The sequence below is a fragment of the Paenibacillus sp. FSL k6-2145 genome, assembly GCF_037976585.1.
In the GTDB taxonomy this organism is placed as follows: Bacteria; Bacillota; Bacilli; order Paenibacillales; family Paenibacillaceae; genus Paenibacillus.
On record NZ_CP150267.1, the window covers coordinates 4,743,994 to 4,760,750 of the forward strand.

The 16,757-nt window shown below is 37.2% G+C and carries 25 protein-coding genes and 1 pseudogene; 24 read left to right on the plus strand and 2 right to left on the minus strand.

All coding sequences use genetic code 11. The features are described 5' to 3' along the window. The first annotated feature begins 30 nt into the window (after nt 1-30). The 8 genes and pseudogenes from NZ043_RS21175 to NZ043_RS21210 all read left to right on the plus strand — a co-directional run bounded on the left by NZ043_RS21175 (nt 31) and on the right by NZ043_RS21210 (nt 5,879). The gene (locus NZ043_RS21175; RefSeq protein WP_339312815.1) at nt 31-558 is read left to right on the plus strand and encodes an AAA family ATPase; all 528 of its coding nucleotides are present in this window, start codon (nt 31-33) and stop codon (nt 556-558) included. Nucleotides 559-743: 185 nt separating this feature from the next. Beyond that, the gene (locus NZ043_RS21180; protein ID WP_339309162.1) at nt 744-1,544 is read left to right on the plus strand and encodes an inositol monophosphatase; all 801 of its coding nucleotides are present in this window, start codon (nt 744-746) and stop codon (nt 1,542-1,544) included. Between the two features lie 163 nt (nt 1,545-1,707). Next, nucleotides 1,708-2,730, plus strand: coding sequence for a phosphotransferase (locus tag NZ043_RS21185; RefSeq protein WP_339309163.1), 1,023 nt, complete (start codon nt 1,708-1,710; stop codon nt 2,728-2,730). Nucleotides 2,731-2,886: 156 nt separating this feature from the next. Next, nucleotides 2,887-3,429 carry a GrpB family protein gene (locus NZ043_RS21190; protein WP_249911040.1) on the plus strand — a complete coding sequence of 181 codons (543 nt, stop codon included), beginning with the start codon at nt 2,887-2,889 and terminating at the stop codon, nt 3,427-3,429. 209 nt (nt 3,430-3,638) lie between these two features. Continuing rightward, nucleotides 3,639-3,926 (plus strand): DUF4304 domain-containing protein, encoded by a 288-nt coding sequence (locus NZ043_RS21195; protein ID WP_249911039.1) that lies wholly within the window; start codon nt 3,639-3,641, stop codon nt 3,924-3,926. A 13-nt stretch (nt 3,927-3,939) separates the two neighbouring features. Next, nucleotides 3,940-4,290 carry a hypothetical protein gene (locus NZ043_RS21200; RefSeq protein WP_339309164.1) on the plus strand — a complete coding sequence of 117 codons (351 nt, stop codon included), beginning with the start codon at nt 3,940-3,942 and terminating at the stop codon, nt 4,288-4,290. 205 nt (nt 4,291-4,495) lie between these two features. Then, a pseudogene (locus NZ043_RS21205) lies at nt 4,496-5,130 on the plus strand (lysozyme inhibitor LprI family protein). A 257-nt stretch (nt 5,131-5,387) separates the two neighbouring features. Further along, nucleotides 5,388-5,879 carry a GNAT family N-acetyltransferase gene (locus NZ043_RS21210; RefSeq protein WP_249911036.1) on the plus strand — a complete coding sequence of 164 codons (492 nt, stop codon included), beginning with the start codon at nt 5,388-5,390 and terminating at the stop codon, nt 5,877-5,879. 183 nt (nt 5,880-6,062) lie between these two features. Here the strand turns inward: NZ043_RS21210 and NZ043_RS21215 are convergent, their stop codons facing one another. Continuing rightward, complete coding sequence (locus tag NZ043_RS21215; RefSeq protein WP_036609138.1) at nt 6,063-6,350, minus strand: hypothetical protein; 288 nt, start codon at nt 6,348-6,350, stop codon at nt 6,063-6,065. Between the two features lie 153 nt (nt 6,351-6,503). Here NZ043_RS21215 and NZ043_RS21220 point away from each other — a divergent pair, with 153 nt between their 5' ends. The 16 genes from NZ043_RS21220 (at nt 6,504) to NZ043_RS21295 (ending at nt 16,067) form a co-directional block, all read left to right on the plus strand. Further along, nucleotides 6,504-6,725, plus strand: coding sequence for a helix-turn-helix transcriptional regulator (locus tag NZ043_RS21220; RefSeq protein ID WP_179086413.1), 222 nt, complete (start codon nt 6,504-6,506; stop codon nt 6,723-6,725). Between the two features lie 184 nt (nt 6,726-6,909). Then, a complete protein-coding gene (locus tag NZ043_RS21225) occupies nt 6,910-7,056 on the plus strand; it encodes a hypothetical protein (RefSeq protein ID WP_339309165.1) in 147 nt (48 codons plus the stop codon). 43 nt (nt 7,057-7,099) lie between these two features. Further along, nucleotides 7,100-7,309 carry a GNAT family N-acetyltransferase gene (locus NZ043_RS21230; protein WP_339312816.1) on the plus strand — a complete coding sequence of 70 codons (210 nt, stop codon included), beginning with the start codon at nt 7,100-7,102 and terminating at the stop codon, nt 7,307-7,309. 103 nt (nt 7,310-7,412) lie between these two features. Next, nucleotides 7,413-7,616 carry a helix-turn-helix transcriptional regulator gene (locus NZ043_RS21235; protein ID WP_307537520.1) on the plus strand — a complete coding sequence of 68 codons (204 nt, stop codon included), beginning with the start codon at nt 7,413-7,415 and terminating at the stop codon, nt 7,614-7,616. Between the two features lie 205 nt (nt 7,617-7,821). Next, on the plus strand, nt 7,822-8,346 hold the full coding sequence (locus tag NZ043_RS21240) for a DNA topology modulation protein FlaR (RefSeq protein ID WP_339309166.1): 525 nt from the start codon (nt 7,822-7,824) through the stop codon (nt 8,344-8,346). Nucleotides 8,347-8,432: 86 nt separating this feature from the next. Beyond that, nucleotides 8,433-8,861 (plus strand): hypothetical protein, encoded by a 429-nt coding sequence (locus NZ043_RS21245; protein ID WP_339309167.1) that lies wholly within the window; start codon nt 8,433-8,435, stop codon nt 8,859-8,861. A 53-nt stretch (nt 8,862-8,914) separates the two neighbouring features. Continuing rightward, nucleotides 8,915-9,316, plus strand: coding sequence for an NUDIX hydrolase (locus NZ043_RS21250; RefSeq protein WP_105598261.1), 402 nt, complete (start codon nt 8,915-8,917; stop codon nt 9,314-9,316). Nucleotides 9,317-9,483: 167 nt separating this feature from the next. Continuing rightward, nucleotides 9,484-10,467: a phosphotransferase gene (locus NZ043_RS21255; protein WP_339309168.1), complete on the plus strand. Its 984-nt coding sequence runs from the start codon at nt 9,484-9,486 to the stop codon at nt 10,465-10,467. A gap of 300 nt (nt 10,468-10,767) precedes the next feature. Beyond that, the gene (locus NZ043_RS21260) at nt 10,768-11,313 is read left to right on the plus strand and encodes a YfiT family bacillithiol transferase (RefSeq protein ID WP_339312819.1); all 546 of its coding nucleotides are present in this window, start codon (nt 10,768-10,770) and stop codon (nt 11,311-11,313) included. Between the two features lie 187 nt (nt 11,314-11,500). Next, nucleotides 11,501-12,055 (plus strand): helicase, encoded by a 555-nt coding sequence (locus tag NZ043_RS21265; RefSeq protein ID WP_339309169.1) that lies wholly within the window; start codon nt 11,501-11,503, stop codon nt 12,053-12,055. Nucleotides 12,056-12,094: 39 nt separating this feature from the next. Beyond that, on the plus strand, nt 12,095-12,748 hold the full coding sequence (locus NZ043_RS21270; protein WP_339309170.1) for a DUF4367 domain-containing protein: 654 nt from the start codon (nt 12,095-12,097) through the stop codon (nt 12,746-12,748). Nucleotides 12,749-12,778: 30 nt separating this feature from the next. Continuing rightward, nucleotides 12,779-13,261, plus strand: a complete 483-nt coding sequence (locus tag NZ043_RS21275; RefSeq protein ID WP_249911031.1) for a DinB family protein — start codon at nt 12,779-12,781, stop codon at nt 13,259-13,261. 54 nt (nt 13,262-13,315) lie between these two features. Continuing rightward, nucleotides 13,316-13,855: an AAA family ATPase gene (locus NZ043_RS21280; protein WP_339309171.1), complete on the plus strand. Its 540-nt coding sequence runs from the start codon at nt 13,316-13,318 to the stop codon at nt 13,853-13,855. 85 nt (nt 13,856-13,940) lie between these two features. Further along, nucleotides 13,941-14,738 carry an AAC(3) family N-acetyltransferase gene (locus NZ043_RS21285; protein WP_339309172.1) on the plus strand — a complete coding sequence of 266 codons (798 nt, stop codon included), beginning with the start codon at nt 13,941-13,943 and terminating at the stop codon, nt 14,736-14,738. Nucleotides 14,739-14,773: 35 nt separating this feature from the next. Next, nucleotides 14,774-15,253: a DinB family protein gene (locus NZ043_RS21290; RefSeq protein WP_339309173.1), complete on the plus strand. Its 480-nt coding sequence runs from the start codon at nt 14,774-14,776 to the stop codon at nt 15,251-15,253. A gap of 232 nt (nt 15,254-15,485) precedes the next feature. Beyond that, on the plus strand, nt 15,486-16,067 hold the full coding sequence (locus NZ043_RS21295; protein WP_339309174.1) for an HAD-IA family hydrolase: 582 nt from the start codon (nt 15,486-15,488) through the stop codon (nt 16,065-16,067). 212 nt (nt 16,068-16,279) lie between these two features. Here the strand turns inward: NZ043_RS21295 and NZ043_RS21300 are convergent, their stop codons facing one another. After that, nucleotides 16,280-16,729 (minus strand): DUF1569 domain-containing protein, encoded by a 450-nt coding sequence (locus NZ043_RS21300; RefSeq protein WP_339309175.1) that lies wholly within the window; start codon nt 16,727-16,729, stop codon nt 16,280-16,282. Between the last annotated feature and the right edge of the window lie 28 nt (nt 16,730-16,757).

Sequence of the window (16,757 nt, forward strand, 5' to 3'; positions counted from 1 at the left end):
TAAACCAGAAGGAGTGATCACTTGATTATTATGATTAATGGATCATTTGGATCCGGTAAGACCTCGACTTCTCAAAAGCTGCAGCCTCTAATACCTAATAGTATGATTTATGATCCTGAAGAAATTGGATATATGTTGAGAAAAATCATAACAGAAGACATCTACTTTGAAGAAGAACGAACTGATGACTTTCAGGATATGGAACTATGGAGAATACTTGTAGTACAGACAGCTAAAGAATTAATGAATAAGTATAAGAAACATCTTATTGTTCCAATGACCATTTATAAGTCTGAAAATTTCAATTACATATTAAATGGATTTAGAAGTATCGATCGAGATACTTTTCATTTTTGCCTCTTAGCATCTGAAGAGATGATCAAAAAACGAATTGAAAAACGTGGAGACAAATTTGATTTTTGGTATCAGAAGCAAACAAACGCGGGTCTAATTGCATTTAAAGATATTAAATTTCAAGAACATATTGACACAGATAATAAAGAAACAGAAGAAGTTATAAGAATAATTTTAAGAAAGGTTTCAAAAATCAATTTGTGAGTAATTCAACGTAGTGACTGACTCCACATAACACAATGTTCAGGCATCAAGCTACCCTCGATTCGGCAGAAGTTAGAGGTGAATTAAAAGAGGTAAATTCAACAGAAGAAATTGGAATTGGAATGATCCGAACACATGAAATTCAAAAGAAATCAGTTAAAATCAAAATTAATATGAGGTGCGTAATGGATCGTAAGATTATTCAAACCGCAAAAGAGATAGCAATAAGAATTATTCGCGAAGCAGGTCTAATCTCTAAAGAGAAATTTGATAACTTTGTTGAACTGAGATCTAAAGATGAATTTGGGGATGTGGTTACTGAAGTAGATCATATCTGTGAAGAAATCATCATCAAACAAATACAAGACGTATTTCCAAATCATCAGATACACAGTGAAGAGGCAGGGCTTATTGGAACTAAGCACGATTGGTTATGGTTAATTGATCCTTTAGATGGAACTAATAATTTTGCAATTGGTTTAGCTGTTTTTTCGATATCAATTACCTTAATGTACAAAAGAGAGCCTGTGATTGGAGTGGTCTATGAACCTCTAACAGAACGTTTATTTGTATCTGTTATTGGTGAAGGGACAAGCTGCAATAATCGACAAATACAAATTAAGAGTAACCCTAATATTTTCAAAGGAAATATAGGTTGGATTCAAGGTCACAGAGTACAAAACGACCCACAAGCAGTAAAACTAAGACAACACATTGATATTAGATTTAAACGAATGTTAAGATTATGGGCTCCAACGCTTCAATGGTGTATGTTGGCCAAAGGAGATATTGATGGAATTGTTCTGTACAATTCTGAGGGTGATGACTTGTATTCAGGTATCTTAATGGTTAAGGAAGCAGGGGGGCTTGTTATAGATTTTGAAGGAAATAAGTTTAATGGAATGAAAGAAGAACCTTATCTAATTGCATGTCACCCAGACCACAAAGAAGAACTATTGCAAATTGTAAGAGAAGGATTGAGTTAACGCTAGAAGCAACTGATTTCATTTAACATTATATTCACGCTTCAGAGCTTGACAGCTCCTCGATCCGCGAGAAGCGATTAGCAGGAAAGTGAAAACAGCCGGATACCCCTGCGAGCATAAGTCTGGCGACCCGTTCGCTTCGGTCACTTAAGATTCTCGAGTCGTGAATAAGGAATTAATTTATTCGAAAGATGGTGAAATGATGAGTGTTATAAATACTAAATCCGTACAAAACGAAATTATAAAAGATATCGAAACAAAATATGGATGGATTGTACATGCAGTTGAATCAAACTATTTGGGTTATGGTAATTTAAAGTGGATTATGACAACTAACATTGGGCCCATCTTTGTTAAACAATATTGTAAGATAAGGTATCGACGCGGATTAGATGGGGTTCGAGAAGCACTGAAGTATCAACATCTTATGCATCTTGATGGAATTCCTTGTCAGCCAGTATATAGTTTCAACAGTGAATGTGTTCATACCACATTTTCCGGCGAGGATTATATGATTTCTGGTGTTAGCACAGGAAGTTTAATAGAAGCGGGGCAATTAAATAGTCTTCAGATGTATAGTCTTGGTGAAGCTACTGGTCGTATGCATATGTGGATGAAAACACATATGCCGAAATTACCATACTTACAGTGGGAGTTGCCTTCAAAGGCAAAGATGTTTGAAAAGATACAAACAAATCTAAATGAAATGAAAAAAATGACTAATCAAAGATACATAGAAGCTATAGAGAATCAAAGAATTATTCTTAAAGAATTAGATTTGGATATATTTAATGACTGTGCTAAAGGATGGGCGCATTGGGATATGCATGTCGACAATTTATTATTTCACGAAGATAGGTTAGAAGATATTTTAGATTTTGATAGACTACACTACGTATATTCAGATTTTGACATTTCCCGTGCAATACTCTCAAGTGCACTTTTAGATGACGGGAAATTAAATGTAGATTCAACTAGGGCATATATTGATGGTTATAGAATTCATACTAATCTTACGATAGAACAATTGGTACTATCGATTAAATTAACTTGGTACAAAGAGTTTAAGTGGGTACATGAAAAGTATAGTCAAGATAAAACAATGTCTCGGTTTATAGAAGAAATGATTTGGATAGGGAATGAGTGGGAGAATCTCGAAGAGATATTCACAACTATCTTTAACTAATCATTGTGGGTTAATTCGGACTAGTCAGCGACAGCCCAGCGAGGTCAAATCCGTCGGACAAGGTGCGATACATCTTACGCCTCTCAGGTTCGTAGATACAGGAATATTATCGGAAAAATTCGTAAATACTTTATTTTTTGGGAGGGCATCTCAAGGATGAGTGAAAAAACAATAATTATTGAAAATTACAACAATGAATGGCCTGAAATGTTTTCTGATCTAAAATCCATCATAGAACATAGACTCGGGGATCTAGTACTTAGAATTGAGCACGTTGGTAGTACCGCAGTACCGGGACTAGCGGCAAAACCTATTTTAGATATTGATGTAGTAATTGATTCTATGGACTTGCTTCCAGATGTAATTCAAGGATTAGAAAGTTTAGGTTACTATCATGAAGGGAATTTGGGTGTTGAGAACAGAGAAGCTTTTGCAAGAAAGGATGCAAATGTGCCTTATAGTATAGTAAAAATACAGAAACTTGAACATCATTTATATGTTTGTAATAAAGAGAGCAAAGAGTTATTAAGACATATATCCTTCAGAGATGCATTAATTAGCAGTCCCGAATTTGTAGTCAAATATGCCAATCTAAAGAAAGAACTTGCTATTAAATATAGAGAAAATCGTCAGTCTTATACGGATGGGAAGACCGAATTTGTAAATAAAGTACTTAATGAATATGGAAAGAACTTGTAGGTTGCTCAATGGGACTAAAACATCCGATAGCAAATTAACCACGCTGCGGGGTTAACGCCTCTTGGTCTGCCAGAGATCTTTCGAGGAAGTCGTATCAGACATACAACTCCTATGATGCTAGGTCTTCGACCCAGTCGCTGGTGCTCTTTAAGCTCTCGGGTTTGTGAATAAAACAACGTTATCGAAAATCTCACAAAGGATATGAAAACGTGAATACTAAAGATTTTAGAAAGCTAATTAGGGTGTATTTTGCTCCAAAACTACATGAGGTTGGGTTTATGGGAACCGATCATCATTTTGTTAAGACAACTGATAATCACTTTATATACACTCTGGTGATTCAGGCAGATAAATCCGGTGGATCTTGTGTTATGGAGATGGGGGTGCATCTAAATTTCCTCCCCAATTCTATTGGTGAATTTAAGTCTTCAAATGAAATCACGACCTATGATTGTGAATTCAGAAAACGTCTTGATAAAAAAAGCAAATTGGTTTAAGAGATTTTTTACAGTGGAGCGTGAAAGATGGTTTCAATACGGAGAAACAGAGAATGATGCGATAGTTACTATAAATGAAATGAAAAAGTTATTTTTGGATCAAGGAATGAGTTATTTTTCTCAATTTAATGATCCTAGGATGATTACATCAATTTCATTGGCCGAGATAATAGCTAGATCTAAGAAGATTGAAGATTTTGGAGCTCCACTTGATTTAAGGCTGGTTTTGTTAATTGCACGAACGCATAAATTTCTAGGTAATGATAGGGACGCGAAAGATTATGCTCAATGGGGATTAAATAATATTGGGGAAGCAAAAGGACTCATTAAGGACTTTGAGGCCATAGGTCTAGGGAGTTTCTAACATCATATCCGTGCTTCGGCGCCTAAAGGCTCCACGGTCCGCGAGAAGCAATCGGCAGGGGAGAGAATTAGCGGACACATCCGTAAGACTAACCGCATCGCGGCCGCTCCAATTGGTCTCTTAAGTCGGTGGGAGGGTCATGGATACAACAACGTTATGCCCCATTATCGGTAAATATCAAAGATAATATTTAAGGAGATAATTTATGAAAGGTAAGATACTCTTCTTATTATTTATTACGATAGTGTTTTCATCTTGCCAAAATAGTAGTCAATTGACTACCATGAACAGCGAAACTAAATCAATAATGAATTCTGAACTGCCTCCTGATGTAGTGAGTACAGGTAATCGAACAGAATCGAAAGAAATAACTGAAGGTCAATCAGATCCTTCTAATAATCAAGTGTTATCCATGAGTATTGGGAACTATGATTCGACTGGAGATTTTTATGATGAAATGCTTCGAAATCCTATAGATCATGATTATGAAGTGGAATTTAATAAACTTCCAAAGAGATTATTACAACATTGGGATGGGGGGCGTTGGAAAGCAAATATACCGAGATTTGGGATAAAGAAATGAATCAAATATATAAAAAGCTGCTTTCTAAGTTGGATAGAGAACCAAGAGAAGCACTAATTGAATCGCAGAAAGAATGGCTACAGTATCACTTAAGGGAAACAAAATTTGTAGAGAAGACATTTATTAATAATGGTTACCTAGGATCACAAGGATCGGTAAGCCTAGGCACGGTTATACGGGAGAGAATTAGGGAAAGAACAATGCAATTATTTGAATATCGATATTTGTTAGATGGTGAAGTTGAGTTTTTATACTAAAGTAAAAAATAGAATTGGAATCTGGATCAAAGGTTTTAGGTGATACTTCGAAGAGGGTAACGGAACATAACAATGTATTCAAGTTGCGGGGATACCACGCCTTGGTCGCCTGAGACGTTTCGATGAAGTGAATTCAGACGACACTTTGATTTTTCCTAAGATAATAGCTATCTAATGGGAATCAAAGTTAGCAATGGACATACGTTAGGCGAAACCGCAAAGTGCATTGAAAAAACAAAAAGGAGCTAGATGCAAACATGGAATTAAAACTTGTCCCAGTAAATCCTGAAGATAAAAGTATACTAATCAATTTATATGAATTGTACGAGTATGACTTCAGTAAATATACAGGTCGAGATATAGATAGAAACGGAAAATTTGAAGTAAACATAGATTATTATTGGGAAGGCGACGAAAGATGGAATCCATTTTTTATAGAAGTAGCAGGTATAATCGTTGGTTTTATAGTAGTCCTTTTTGAGAATATGGATACTGATCCAGATCCGACGCATGTGATATACGATTTTATGGTTTTACAGAAATACAGAAGATCAGGTATAGGTCGTAAAGCAGCAATAGAAGCATTTAAAATGTACAAAGCGAATTGGAAGATTTCGCAAATGGAGAGCAATCTTCCGGCAAGGACATTTTGGAGAAGTGTAATAGAAGGTTTTAAAGGAACTAACTACACTGAACACTATGTACAAGATCGAAAAAAATATGTACAAGAATTTAGTACAAGATATTAAAGGCATTTATATTGCGGGCTAATTCAGTACAGCATCACTAAACTCATATTCACACATGAACTGACTGGTGCTAACTCTAGGTCCAACCGAGGATTCCAAGGAAATGGCCTCGCAGGGGGCGTAAAAACGGGTATGTTATACGACAGAATCAAAAACAATAGAAAAAGAGGGTCATATAACCCTCTAAATACTAGAATTCTGCAATTCACTAAATAGTTGTAGGGCATCTTTGAAACCTTGTATGTAGATACTTCTTTCTAGGATGGATTGGAGTGAGATTTGTGCGTCTTCGTAAAGAAAAACTGTATGTTGAAGTTGATCGGGCAAAGCATCACGAAGTGTTTTAAAATATTCATCTGTCTCAGCAGAAAGCTGAGTGTACTCCCTATGACACTCCAGAAGCTTAGTATAGAGCAAATCTAAACGTATTCTTATCAGTGGTTCTGTTAATGATTCTACTGTATTAATCATATGTTGTTCCTCCTTTAATTAACTCTATAAAGTTATTATATAACCCCTCAAGGTTAATTACAAGGTGAATATTTGACTTTGTAGAGTTAAAACTTTGCTTTCTGTTGATGATTGCTAATATGAAAGATAAGATAGAATTATGGAGGGGAAAAGATGAACATAATCAAGTGTAATATACGAGAACTCATGGCGGAACATCGAATAGATGATATAACAGAATTGATGGCAAAATCGGGCTTAAGTCGGAATTCGATCAATAAGCTCTATAGGGAAACAAATATAGAAACAACAAAGCTGGAAACCTTATTCAAGCTATGCGATACATTTAATTGTAAATTATCTGATTTGATTGAATACGTACCAGGAGAAAAATAAATCGTGAAGGTCAATTCGAGAAGCGATTCCATCCTATAACATAATATTCAAACATTGCTCCTTGGGAGCCTGGGGCTGCGGATGGATTTCGAGAAGAGTTTCAGCAAACATCCCTTCGGGGTTCTTGAATATAGAAACGTTGTCCAATACTCCCAATCCAAACAACAAGCATAGGAGCAATATAATGACAATCATGTTCAAAGAAATAAAAGACATTGATACACAGGCAATTCAAGAACTGTTTCATTCGGTGGACTGGAAATCAGGAGATTTCCCAGAAGATCTTAGACAAGCAATAAACAACTCGCATACGGTTATTACTGCGGGATGATACCAAATTAGTTGGCTTAATAAATGCATTGTCTGACGGCGTGATGACAGTATATTTTCATTACATGTTAGTACACAAAGAATATCAATCATTAGGAATTGGAAAGAGAATGATGGAACAAATGCTTAGCCGATATTCTAATATAAAAACAAAAGTGCTTATATCTTATGATAGTGCAGAAAAATTCTATGGATTATTTGGATTTAAGCCAGAAGAAGGAACAAAAGCCATGTTTATTTCAGATATGGTATAGCATTAAAGTAAAGATTCCGATCAGATGAGAATTGATTATAGATAGAGTTGTTTTTGAGAAGGTCGCTATATAAAACTTCAATTCGGATATGAAGGGATACCAGATGATAAGTTATAAACCATTTCAAAAATTATTGATTGACAGGGAGATTAAGAAGCAGGATTTATTGAAAATGACGGGGATTTCATCGGCAACGATGGCAAAACTCAATACGAATGAGTATGTATCTTTAGAAGTAATTGATAAATTATGCACGGCATTGGGATGTCAGCCCGGAGATTTATTGGAGCATATAGAAGATCAATGATGGGATGAGAACATTTTCTGGTTACTCAAAGATGAGATTCTGTCGTATAACATAATATTCAAGCAGCGGCTCCTAATGGAGTCTTGGTCTGCTGAATGGATTTCGAAGATGATATTATGGTAGACACCTCCGAGTTTGTTGAACTGCATAAAAACAGGAAGGTGATTAGAAATCACTGCAATAAATTAAAGAGGAGAAACTAATTATGTCTAGACCTTTAAGAATTCATATTATAGGTTCAACTGGTAGCGGAAAAACATATCTTGGTCAAGTTTTATCAGAGAAGTTAAATATTAAATTCTACGAACTAGATACAGTCATGTGGAGCAGTAGAGTGGAGTTTTCAGGAAAAAATCCTCCAGACGTGAGAGATAAATTACTACATAAAATAATTGATAATGATAGTTGGATTGTAGAGGGAGTATATTATAAATGGCTTTCTGATAGCTTTTCAAGAGCAGATGTAATTTATTACCTAGATACTAATGTGTTGATTCGACATTTTAGAATTATCATGAGATTTGTTAAACAAAGAATAGGCTCCGAAAGATCTATATACAAGCAAACATTAAGAGGACTAATTGAAATGCTTATCTGGAATCATAAATTTAATAGTACAAATCGGAAAGAAATCTGTAGTTTCTTGTCCCCTTATAAAGACAAAGTGATAATCTTAAAAACCAACAGGCAAATGATTACTTTGCTCAATGAAGGCAGTGAAATACCATAACTCAGCATTCACACACCCAGCATACGCTGGGTCTTATATACAGAAAAGTATGTGAAATCGACGAAATTATTTAACGAGGGTGAACAATGAAGATAATAAGAGATCGGGAAGAACTTGAAGGAACTGGTTATATTGAAGTTTTACCCGGGAAGTACCTTGGGCATTGTTGGAATGAAAACTCAATTTACTTTGATGAAGAAGTATTCGGCTATATAGAGAAAACAATAGAAAGTATATTTTCTGGATATGATCATTATGCGTTCAATGAAATACATCGAAAAACGTGGGAGGTGATCCTTGAGGATTTGAAAACGTTCGCTAATCTCCTTGATGAAAAAGTAACAATGGAATTAATAAATGAACATGTGTATTTCTTCTTTGGCAGTTCTAAAGATGAGTTTCAACAAGATTTTCTCAATAGTGTTCAGAGACTTCGTGAATTAATTATAGAGTTTGTTGTATGGATTAAAAAGCAATTAACAACTCAAGATTATGTTTCAGTTCTAGGGATTTAGCTATAGCTATTCGAGGAAGAGTGGTTATTTAAACCAACATAGGAGGAATTAGAATGAAATTTATCGTTTCTGCAAGTGTAATCGTTCTCAATGAACATAATGAGATTTTACTCATGAAAGGTCGAAGAGGTTGGGAAATGCCTCAAGGTTGTGTTGAAGAAGGAGAGACGATTAGGCAGGCAGCAGTTCGAGAAGTGAAAGAGGAAACAGGGATTGACATTGAATTAATTAAATTTTGTGGATTGTATCAGAACATAACGCGAGGCGTATGCAACAATATATTTACTGGAAAACCGATTGGTGGAGCTTTAACTACCAGTGATGAAAGTGAAGAGGTGGGCTACTTTACTTTAGAAGAAGCTGGGCAAATGATAACATGGGGAAATTTTTATGACAGAATTCATAATGCATTAGATGAGAAAAGCCATCCATTTTTGATTGAATTTTCAGAATAAGGGCATCCATCAGATCACAATACATTAACGCATCGGACATTCGTCCTTGGTCCGGCATTCTCCTCACACCCTGCGTAAGCTGGTTAGTGAATACAGGAACGTTAGATGAAACACTCCGAAACTCACACTTGAATGAAATAACATTGAAGTAGAAAAGGAGAATCATTTTGGTTGGTAATGAAATACTTTCTCAAGCAGCTAATTCATTTGGATTTGATACTAATAAGTTAAAGTTCGTAAGCAATTCTTGTAATGAAGTATATAGGTTTAACAAATGGAATAAGGAATATTTTTTACGTTTATCTGAAAAACCAGTTGAATTTGAACTTAATATTAAGGCAGAAGTCCATTGGGTACGGTATTTAGTTGAAAGAGGCATTCATGCATCTTTGCCAATCCAAACTATAGAAGGTGAATTAACTGCTGTATGTAAGGACTATGAAAAGTGCTATATTGCAACTGCGTTCGAAGGAGCCCCTGGAATTTTTTTCGATAGCGATCCACAATTATGGGGACAGAGCTTGTTTAAAACATGGGGCGAAACAATGGGGTCAATGCATCGGTTGACAAAAACTTATGATCCTGGCGATTTGAAATACAAAAGGATGGAATGGAATGTGGCGGAAATAAACAATCCACATTTACATTTTGGTAATTATCAAATACTCCTCAATAAACTCAGAACAATTGAAGAGGAAATGAAAAACTTGCCTAAGGATAAAGAATCATATGGTCTGATCCATTATGACTTTCATCCTTATAATTTTCTTATCGATCAAGGAAAAATAACTGTTTTTGATTTTGATGATTCGTTGTACGGGTGGTTTGCACTTGATATTGGAATCGCCGCTACTCACGCTGTTTGGTGGGGTTCACATTTTAAGGCTTGGAGATCGAAAGATGAATTTGCAAAGCATTTCTTAAATGAATTTCTACAAGGTTATATAAAGCAGAATAGTATAGAGCAAGAATGGATCCAGAGGATTCCTTTGTTTATGGAATATAGAAATATTAGTTCCTTCTTTTGGTGGCTTACCAATTGGAATGGGAATGAAGAGAATCTTACTGATTTTCAGAAGAATGCTATTATTGAAGCGGTAAAACGTATTGAAAGTGACAAACCTTTTGATGGATGTGATATCCAATTATAGGATAAGAGGGCTGGCGTTAAAAAGTAGATGTGAGTGATCTAACAATACATTAACGCATCGGGTTTACTTCCTCGGCCCAAAGACGAGACCGCAATAAATTTGAGAGAAAACGACTCCTTATGACACTCCATAAGCTCTGCATTATGGTAGACTCCACCTTAAAGTCGTTCCTATCTTGGTTGGTGATGTTCTAGACAAACACCATTCGACCCAAGATAGGGGCGCTTTTTTTTGCTTTTATACTTCGCAAATGGAACATTGTGGGTTATATTGGATATGATTTGGTTCTATAGTAGAGAAATGGAGAAGTGGTCAACCTTGGATGAAAAAATACGCTTTCCGATAGGACACTTTGAGCCAAGTATTAAATTCTCTAGTGAGGACCGAATCCATATCATTCGTCAAATTCCCGGAATTACGAAGTCCTTAAGAGAGATTACACTACATCTCAATGATGATCAACTTTGTACTCCTTATCGTGGTGGCGGTTGGACAATCACACAGATTGTGCACCACCTTGCGGACAATGACATGAACGCTTATATCAGGTTCAAGAGAGCCTTGACTGAAGAGGAACCGATGGCAAGCTCATATCGAGAGGATATATGGGCATCTTTACATGATTACAGGAATACGACCATCGAAGATTCAATTTTGCTGATGGAGATACTACACAAGCGATTTCTCACGCTGTTGTATAGTTTACATCCCGATCAGTTTAGACGAAAACTCCGAACAGAAGTGTTAGGTACAATTACACTGGATATCGCGATTCAAAGATTTGTATGGCATGGGCAGCATCATATTGCTCAAATTAAATCTTGTATAACATCGCAAGGGTGGTAGGGTCTTATACACATCTCAAGTGTGGAGGTAACATATGGGTAATTGTGAGTTGAATTTCTGAGGAGCCTTGGTCTGCTGTTATCAATTACCTAGGATTAGTATGTAAACGGATTCAGAACTAGGTGAGTGACTGCATTTGATATATAAAGTCAAATAATAGAAGTGAATCTAGATTAGGGGGATGCGGATGTTGATTGAAGATGAGAACGTATACCCTGACTGTTCAGTTGAAATAAGAACTGTAGACATTGGCGGCTTAACAAAGCCACAGCTTATTCAGAAACTGGATCAATACTCTATTTCATTGAATAAATATGGAGAACAGTTATTAAATGATGAGAGATTTATAGTTTCTAGTAGAAAGCAAAGCTTGCAAACGGTTGAGTTGACCGTCAAACAACTTGGATTTTCGGATGGTGCTACGACTTTTCAGCTCTTTCGAAGAGCAAATGATCTTGGGTTGGAATGTTGTCCGGTTGAGTTAGGACCTTATCTAAGAATGCAATATTTGGATCAGCCTGAGATATGTTCTACCAATATTTCAGAGGGTAACAAAGCTCCGTCCGGCTCCATTACTATAGCATCTGAAGCCCTTACGGAGGATAATGATTTTCCAAAAGGTTTTTATCTCAGACGAATAAACGACAAGTTATGGTTACGAGGATATCTTGCAGACCATTTGCATATTTGGAGCCCTTATGATCGCTTTATCTTTTGCAGGGCTCAGCTTCTATTATATTAGGATCAGGAAGATGTTTTGAAAGGAAAGGAGTGAAGATCAATGGATATCAAAAACAAAAGCGGAGATGTGCTTGGAAAAATTCAAATTGAATCCTTACGCGATAATGCGATTGACCGAATCGTCATTGACTTAAAGCCTGGTGACGGGAAAGCGATTTATACCGCAGATGTTACAGAGAACCAATTCACGCAACAGACCAATTATGCAGCTATTCCATGGGATGACGGTTTGGAACAATTGCAACGACTTTATTCTCCATGGCAGCCGAAATTTCCGATTGATTCTGATATAGATGCCATTCATGTATTTTATGGATTTGATAATTTAACTCCGCAAGAAATCGATGAAATGATTGAAGAAAGTAACAGGTCAGGCAGAAATGTAGTGATCCGAGACCTGAAGCCTAATAAGAAGGTTGTGGGCATCAGCATCACATATAAAGAGTATGGTGGTTATAAACTTAACATTTTCGGGACAACAAAGAGCCGGATCGCATTGCCTGATCATGATGGTACTACGGTTAAGCAAGCAGCCATACGTGGCGTCCAAGCATTTTATATTTTCGATAACGAAACTTTCCAATTGATATGGATCGAAGAGAATGTGCATGGGAAGGCGCTACAATACGAGATCATTGGCAGAAACATGTCAGAAGATCTTGTGATGAAGATTGCGAAGTCAATGAACGGATAAATGATGATATTATCTGAGTGAGGTGCAACGATGAGTTACAAAACTATTCTCATAGACCAATTAAACGCCTGTTATCATGACAAGAGCTGGTTTATACCGCTTCATGATATTTTGACAGACCTCAATGCGGCGGAAGCCGCTTATGTAAAGAATGAAGGGGAGCACTCCATTTGGGCGATCGTCAATCATCTTATTTTCTGGAATGAGAAGTGGCTTGAGAGATATATTGCCGAACAGGTCGACGGGCAGAATTCAGTGAATAATGAGGATACATTCGACATAGATCCGTCTAACTTGAATGATGTGGAGTGGAGCAAGACATTACATAGACTGAAAACCGTCTTTAGTGATTGGAACAGGGCACTCGAAGATAGTGAAGAACATAAATTGACCCGTGAAATCCCTTCCTATTTTAACGCGCCATGGTGGGGAGTTGTATCAAATCTATGTATTCATAATGCCTATCATATTGGCCAGATCATGCTGCTCAAAAAATCAATGAAACACACGTAGTACACGCTGCATTACGTTTATAAAATTATACTTAAACAAAGGAAGATGACTATCATGGAAAAAGGCAAAATTATATTTTTGAACGGTGTAACCAGCTCTGGTAAAACTTCGATTGTAGAGGCGATGCAATCATACGATGATCCGTTTTTCTATGTGGTAGCTAATGATCTTTTTGAAAATACAATCGGAGATAAACATCTTCAGACGGATTACTGGAAGTATCTGAGTGAAGCGATTGTAATGATGTATCATACGGCAAAAGTATTTTCAGACCATGGAAACCATGTTCTGATCGATGGCATACTTGTTGAAAGACCGGAGCTCGCGCCGCATTATGAACAAGTCAAACAGATTTTTGAAGGGTATCCACTGGATATTGTGGAACTGCATTGTCCTCTCGATATCTGTCGTCAGCGGAACATCGAACGTGGGGATCGAAGAGAAGAGCAGTCGGATGAGCAGCATCAAATCATGGCCAAAAATATCAACTATAGCTATTCAATTGATACAAGTATGAACACACCGGAAGAATGTGCAGAAAAGATTATTGCAGCGCTGTTCAACCCCCATCATGAACCATTGAAAAATATGTGAAGATGATATTACGAAACTGTAGTGGAATCGATATCAAATAAACAACTTTGTCCGCTTTTGTCTAGAGGGTGAAATGAGGAATCCAATGGAGTCACAAACAAGAAAAAGTATAGTTAATGATTTAAAGTCAATGGGGGTAAGGGAGGGCATGACGGTGATCGTACATTCCTCCTTCAAAGCAATAGGTAAGGTTATAGGCGGCCCGGTAAGTGTTATTTTAGCTCTGGAAGAAGCCGTTGGAACCAATGGAACCATTGTCATCCCTACTCAAACAGAACATCTTTGTGAACCTTCAGAGCATGATACGAACCTGTCTTCAGAGGAAATTGAGTTCATTAAAGACAATATGCCTATTTATTATCCTGATCTAACCCCAACCTCGTATATGGGCATCATTCCTGAGGTGTTTCGGAGGCAAGATGGTGTGTTACGAAGCTCACATCCGCACATGTCTTTTGCTGCCTGGGGGAAAGAGGCAAAACGGATAACGGAAGATCACAACTTGCATTATGCATTAAATGAGAAATCTCCGTTAGGAAAAATCTATGATTTGAGTGGATACATTCTGTTACTTGGTGCGCCAACAAATAGTAACACCTCCTTGCACCTGGCAGAGTATAAACAGCAGAATACATTTGTTAAACCAAAAGTCTGGGGAGTAAAAATGCTGGTGGATGGAATCGAACAATGGACTACATACGATGATATTAACAATGAATCGGATGATTTTGAATTGATTTTTAATGAGTTTAGGATCCAGACTAACGCTGTTACCGAAGGAATGGTAGGGAAAGCTGTGAGTTATTTGATACCCCAAAGAGAGATGGTTGATTATGCTTTGGGATGGATGAATCGGAACCGAAGAGAACAAATAGAGCAGTGAATCATTTCAAAAAGAAAGAAGGGGGAAATGTAAACATGACAAAAGAGATTGAACATTTGCTTCAAACCTTTGAAGAATGGGCATTGTTTGTCAAGACGATGACTCATCTCGAGGAGAGCATATGGAATTCAAGCATGGAAGCAGGGAAATGGACGATAAAATCCATCGTCAGCCATGTGATGTTATGGGACCGATATTTTTACAAGCAAGCGATTGAGAAGATTGCTCTGAAGCAGGCAGTTACGTTGAAACATATGAATTTTGAAGAGTTTAATCGCAAAGCTATTGAATTTGGTAACCGCACAGAGACGTCCGAAATCGTAAATAAGGCTATCACGTACCGCCATAAAATTATGAATGACATTCGAGGGTTAGCGGAGGAACAGCTTCATCAGACGTATTTAGACGCAGAGGGGAACGTATTTTATATTCCCCAGTACCTTAAAGATTTTATATGGCATGACCAGCATCATATGGAACCGTTGAAGAAATATCTTGCCAATCTTGAAGCGTAAAGGATTTAGCATGTAGGAGGCGGCACGGAATGCAGCATGTGGCTTGCTTTGAATATAATACGTATCCCAAACCAGGGAGGGATTGTAGTGAGTACACATACGATTGAATTAACTCAGGAAAATCTGATTGGTTCATTTACCAAAGGGTGTGCATGCTGTCCTTCCACATGATGCCTTTAAGTAACTTGAGGCCTGTTATACGTCGTATTAGATGAACTTGGGGGTCGATTAAATGAAAGGCAGACCACAGATCGTTTTAGATATCGCAGGTGTTTTGTTAAGTAATATGTCGTTGACGTGCTGGAAAGATATGATTCAGGAAACCAACCTATCGGCAGAATCTTTGAAAGTACATTTTGCAGGAATCAAACGAAAGCTCTGGACAGGAATGATGAGGGAAGAAGAGTTTTGGCAATCGTTGAAGGAGATGTATCCCGAATTATCAATAAGCCGAGCGAAGGACATCTTATACAATTCAATTGTTCCCTTACCAACCGCTCAATACCTTGAGCGATGGAGTGAGTCCGCCGATATCCATCTACTCAGCAATCATTGTAAGGAATGGATTGAGCCGAATCTTAGCCGTTTAAGCTCATTTACCAAAAGTGTAACCATCTCTAATCAAGTGGGTTTATGCAAACCTGAGATTGAGATATACCAACGGGTCGAAACCTTCCTGGTAGCTGGGGAAGAGGTTCTATTTATAGATGATCAAGAGAAAAATTTACATTCTGCTAAGCTACTTGGCTGGGAGACTTTACTGGCTGACGAAGAAGGAGATTGGGTTAATGAAGTTGAGTCATTGCTAATTTAGAATGAAAAGGATGAACGTGTTATTTATGCATTGGAATTAACAAGCCTAACCTTCGAATGAAATCTAAACTCCCTTCTGGAATGCGAACGGGAACAATTTTCCTTTAGCTCTGGATGAAGGAAGTATGATTGAAGCAAAAGAATATCTTGCTTTACTTCGCAATCTAATAATCAAGGAATCGCAGTGGATAACTGGCACACCGCGCATAACCGCTAAACTCCAAATTGCTTTAGATGATGATCTAAATGCTTGTATATGCCTTTACCCCATTGCTCGGCTGTTAATTTTCCGAAGAAGGGATGGGGGTGGCGGGAGAATTTTCCTGAAGCACCTTGTTGAAAGATATTAAACTGCTGCTCTAGCTTTTCTTTTTCTGCCATAAACTGTCGTTGATCATCAATAATGATTGTCGGGATCGTAGACATATTATGGGGCAAGGGCTTGTCATTATAAAACATTGGTTTTGCGAACCTTCCTATAAGTCTCCCAAGTAATCCTCTAGGTGGAAAAGCATTTCCTAAGGGGATATCATGAAATGCTGAACAGTGAGCCAGCATCTGAGAGACTTGCATCGTGCCCCATTTAGGGATGGAATTTTCACTAAGTTGATCCATTCGCTCTGTAATTTCAGCAGCATTTATCGTATCAAATATACTTTTCACAAGAACACCTCAGTCCTCTAGGATATAA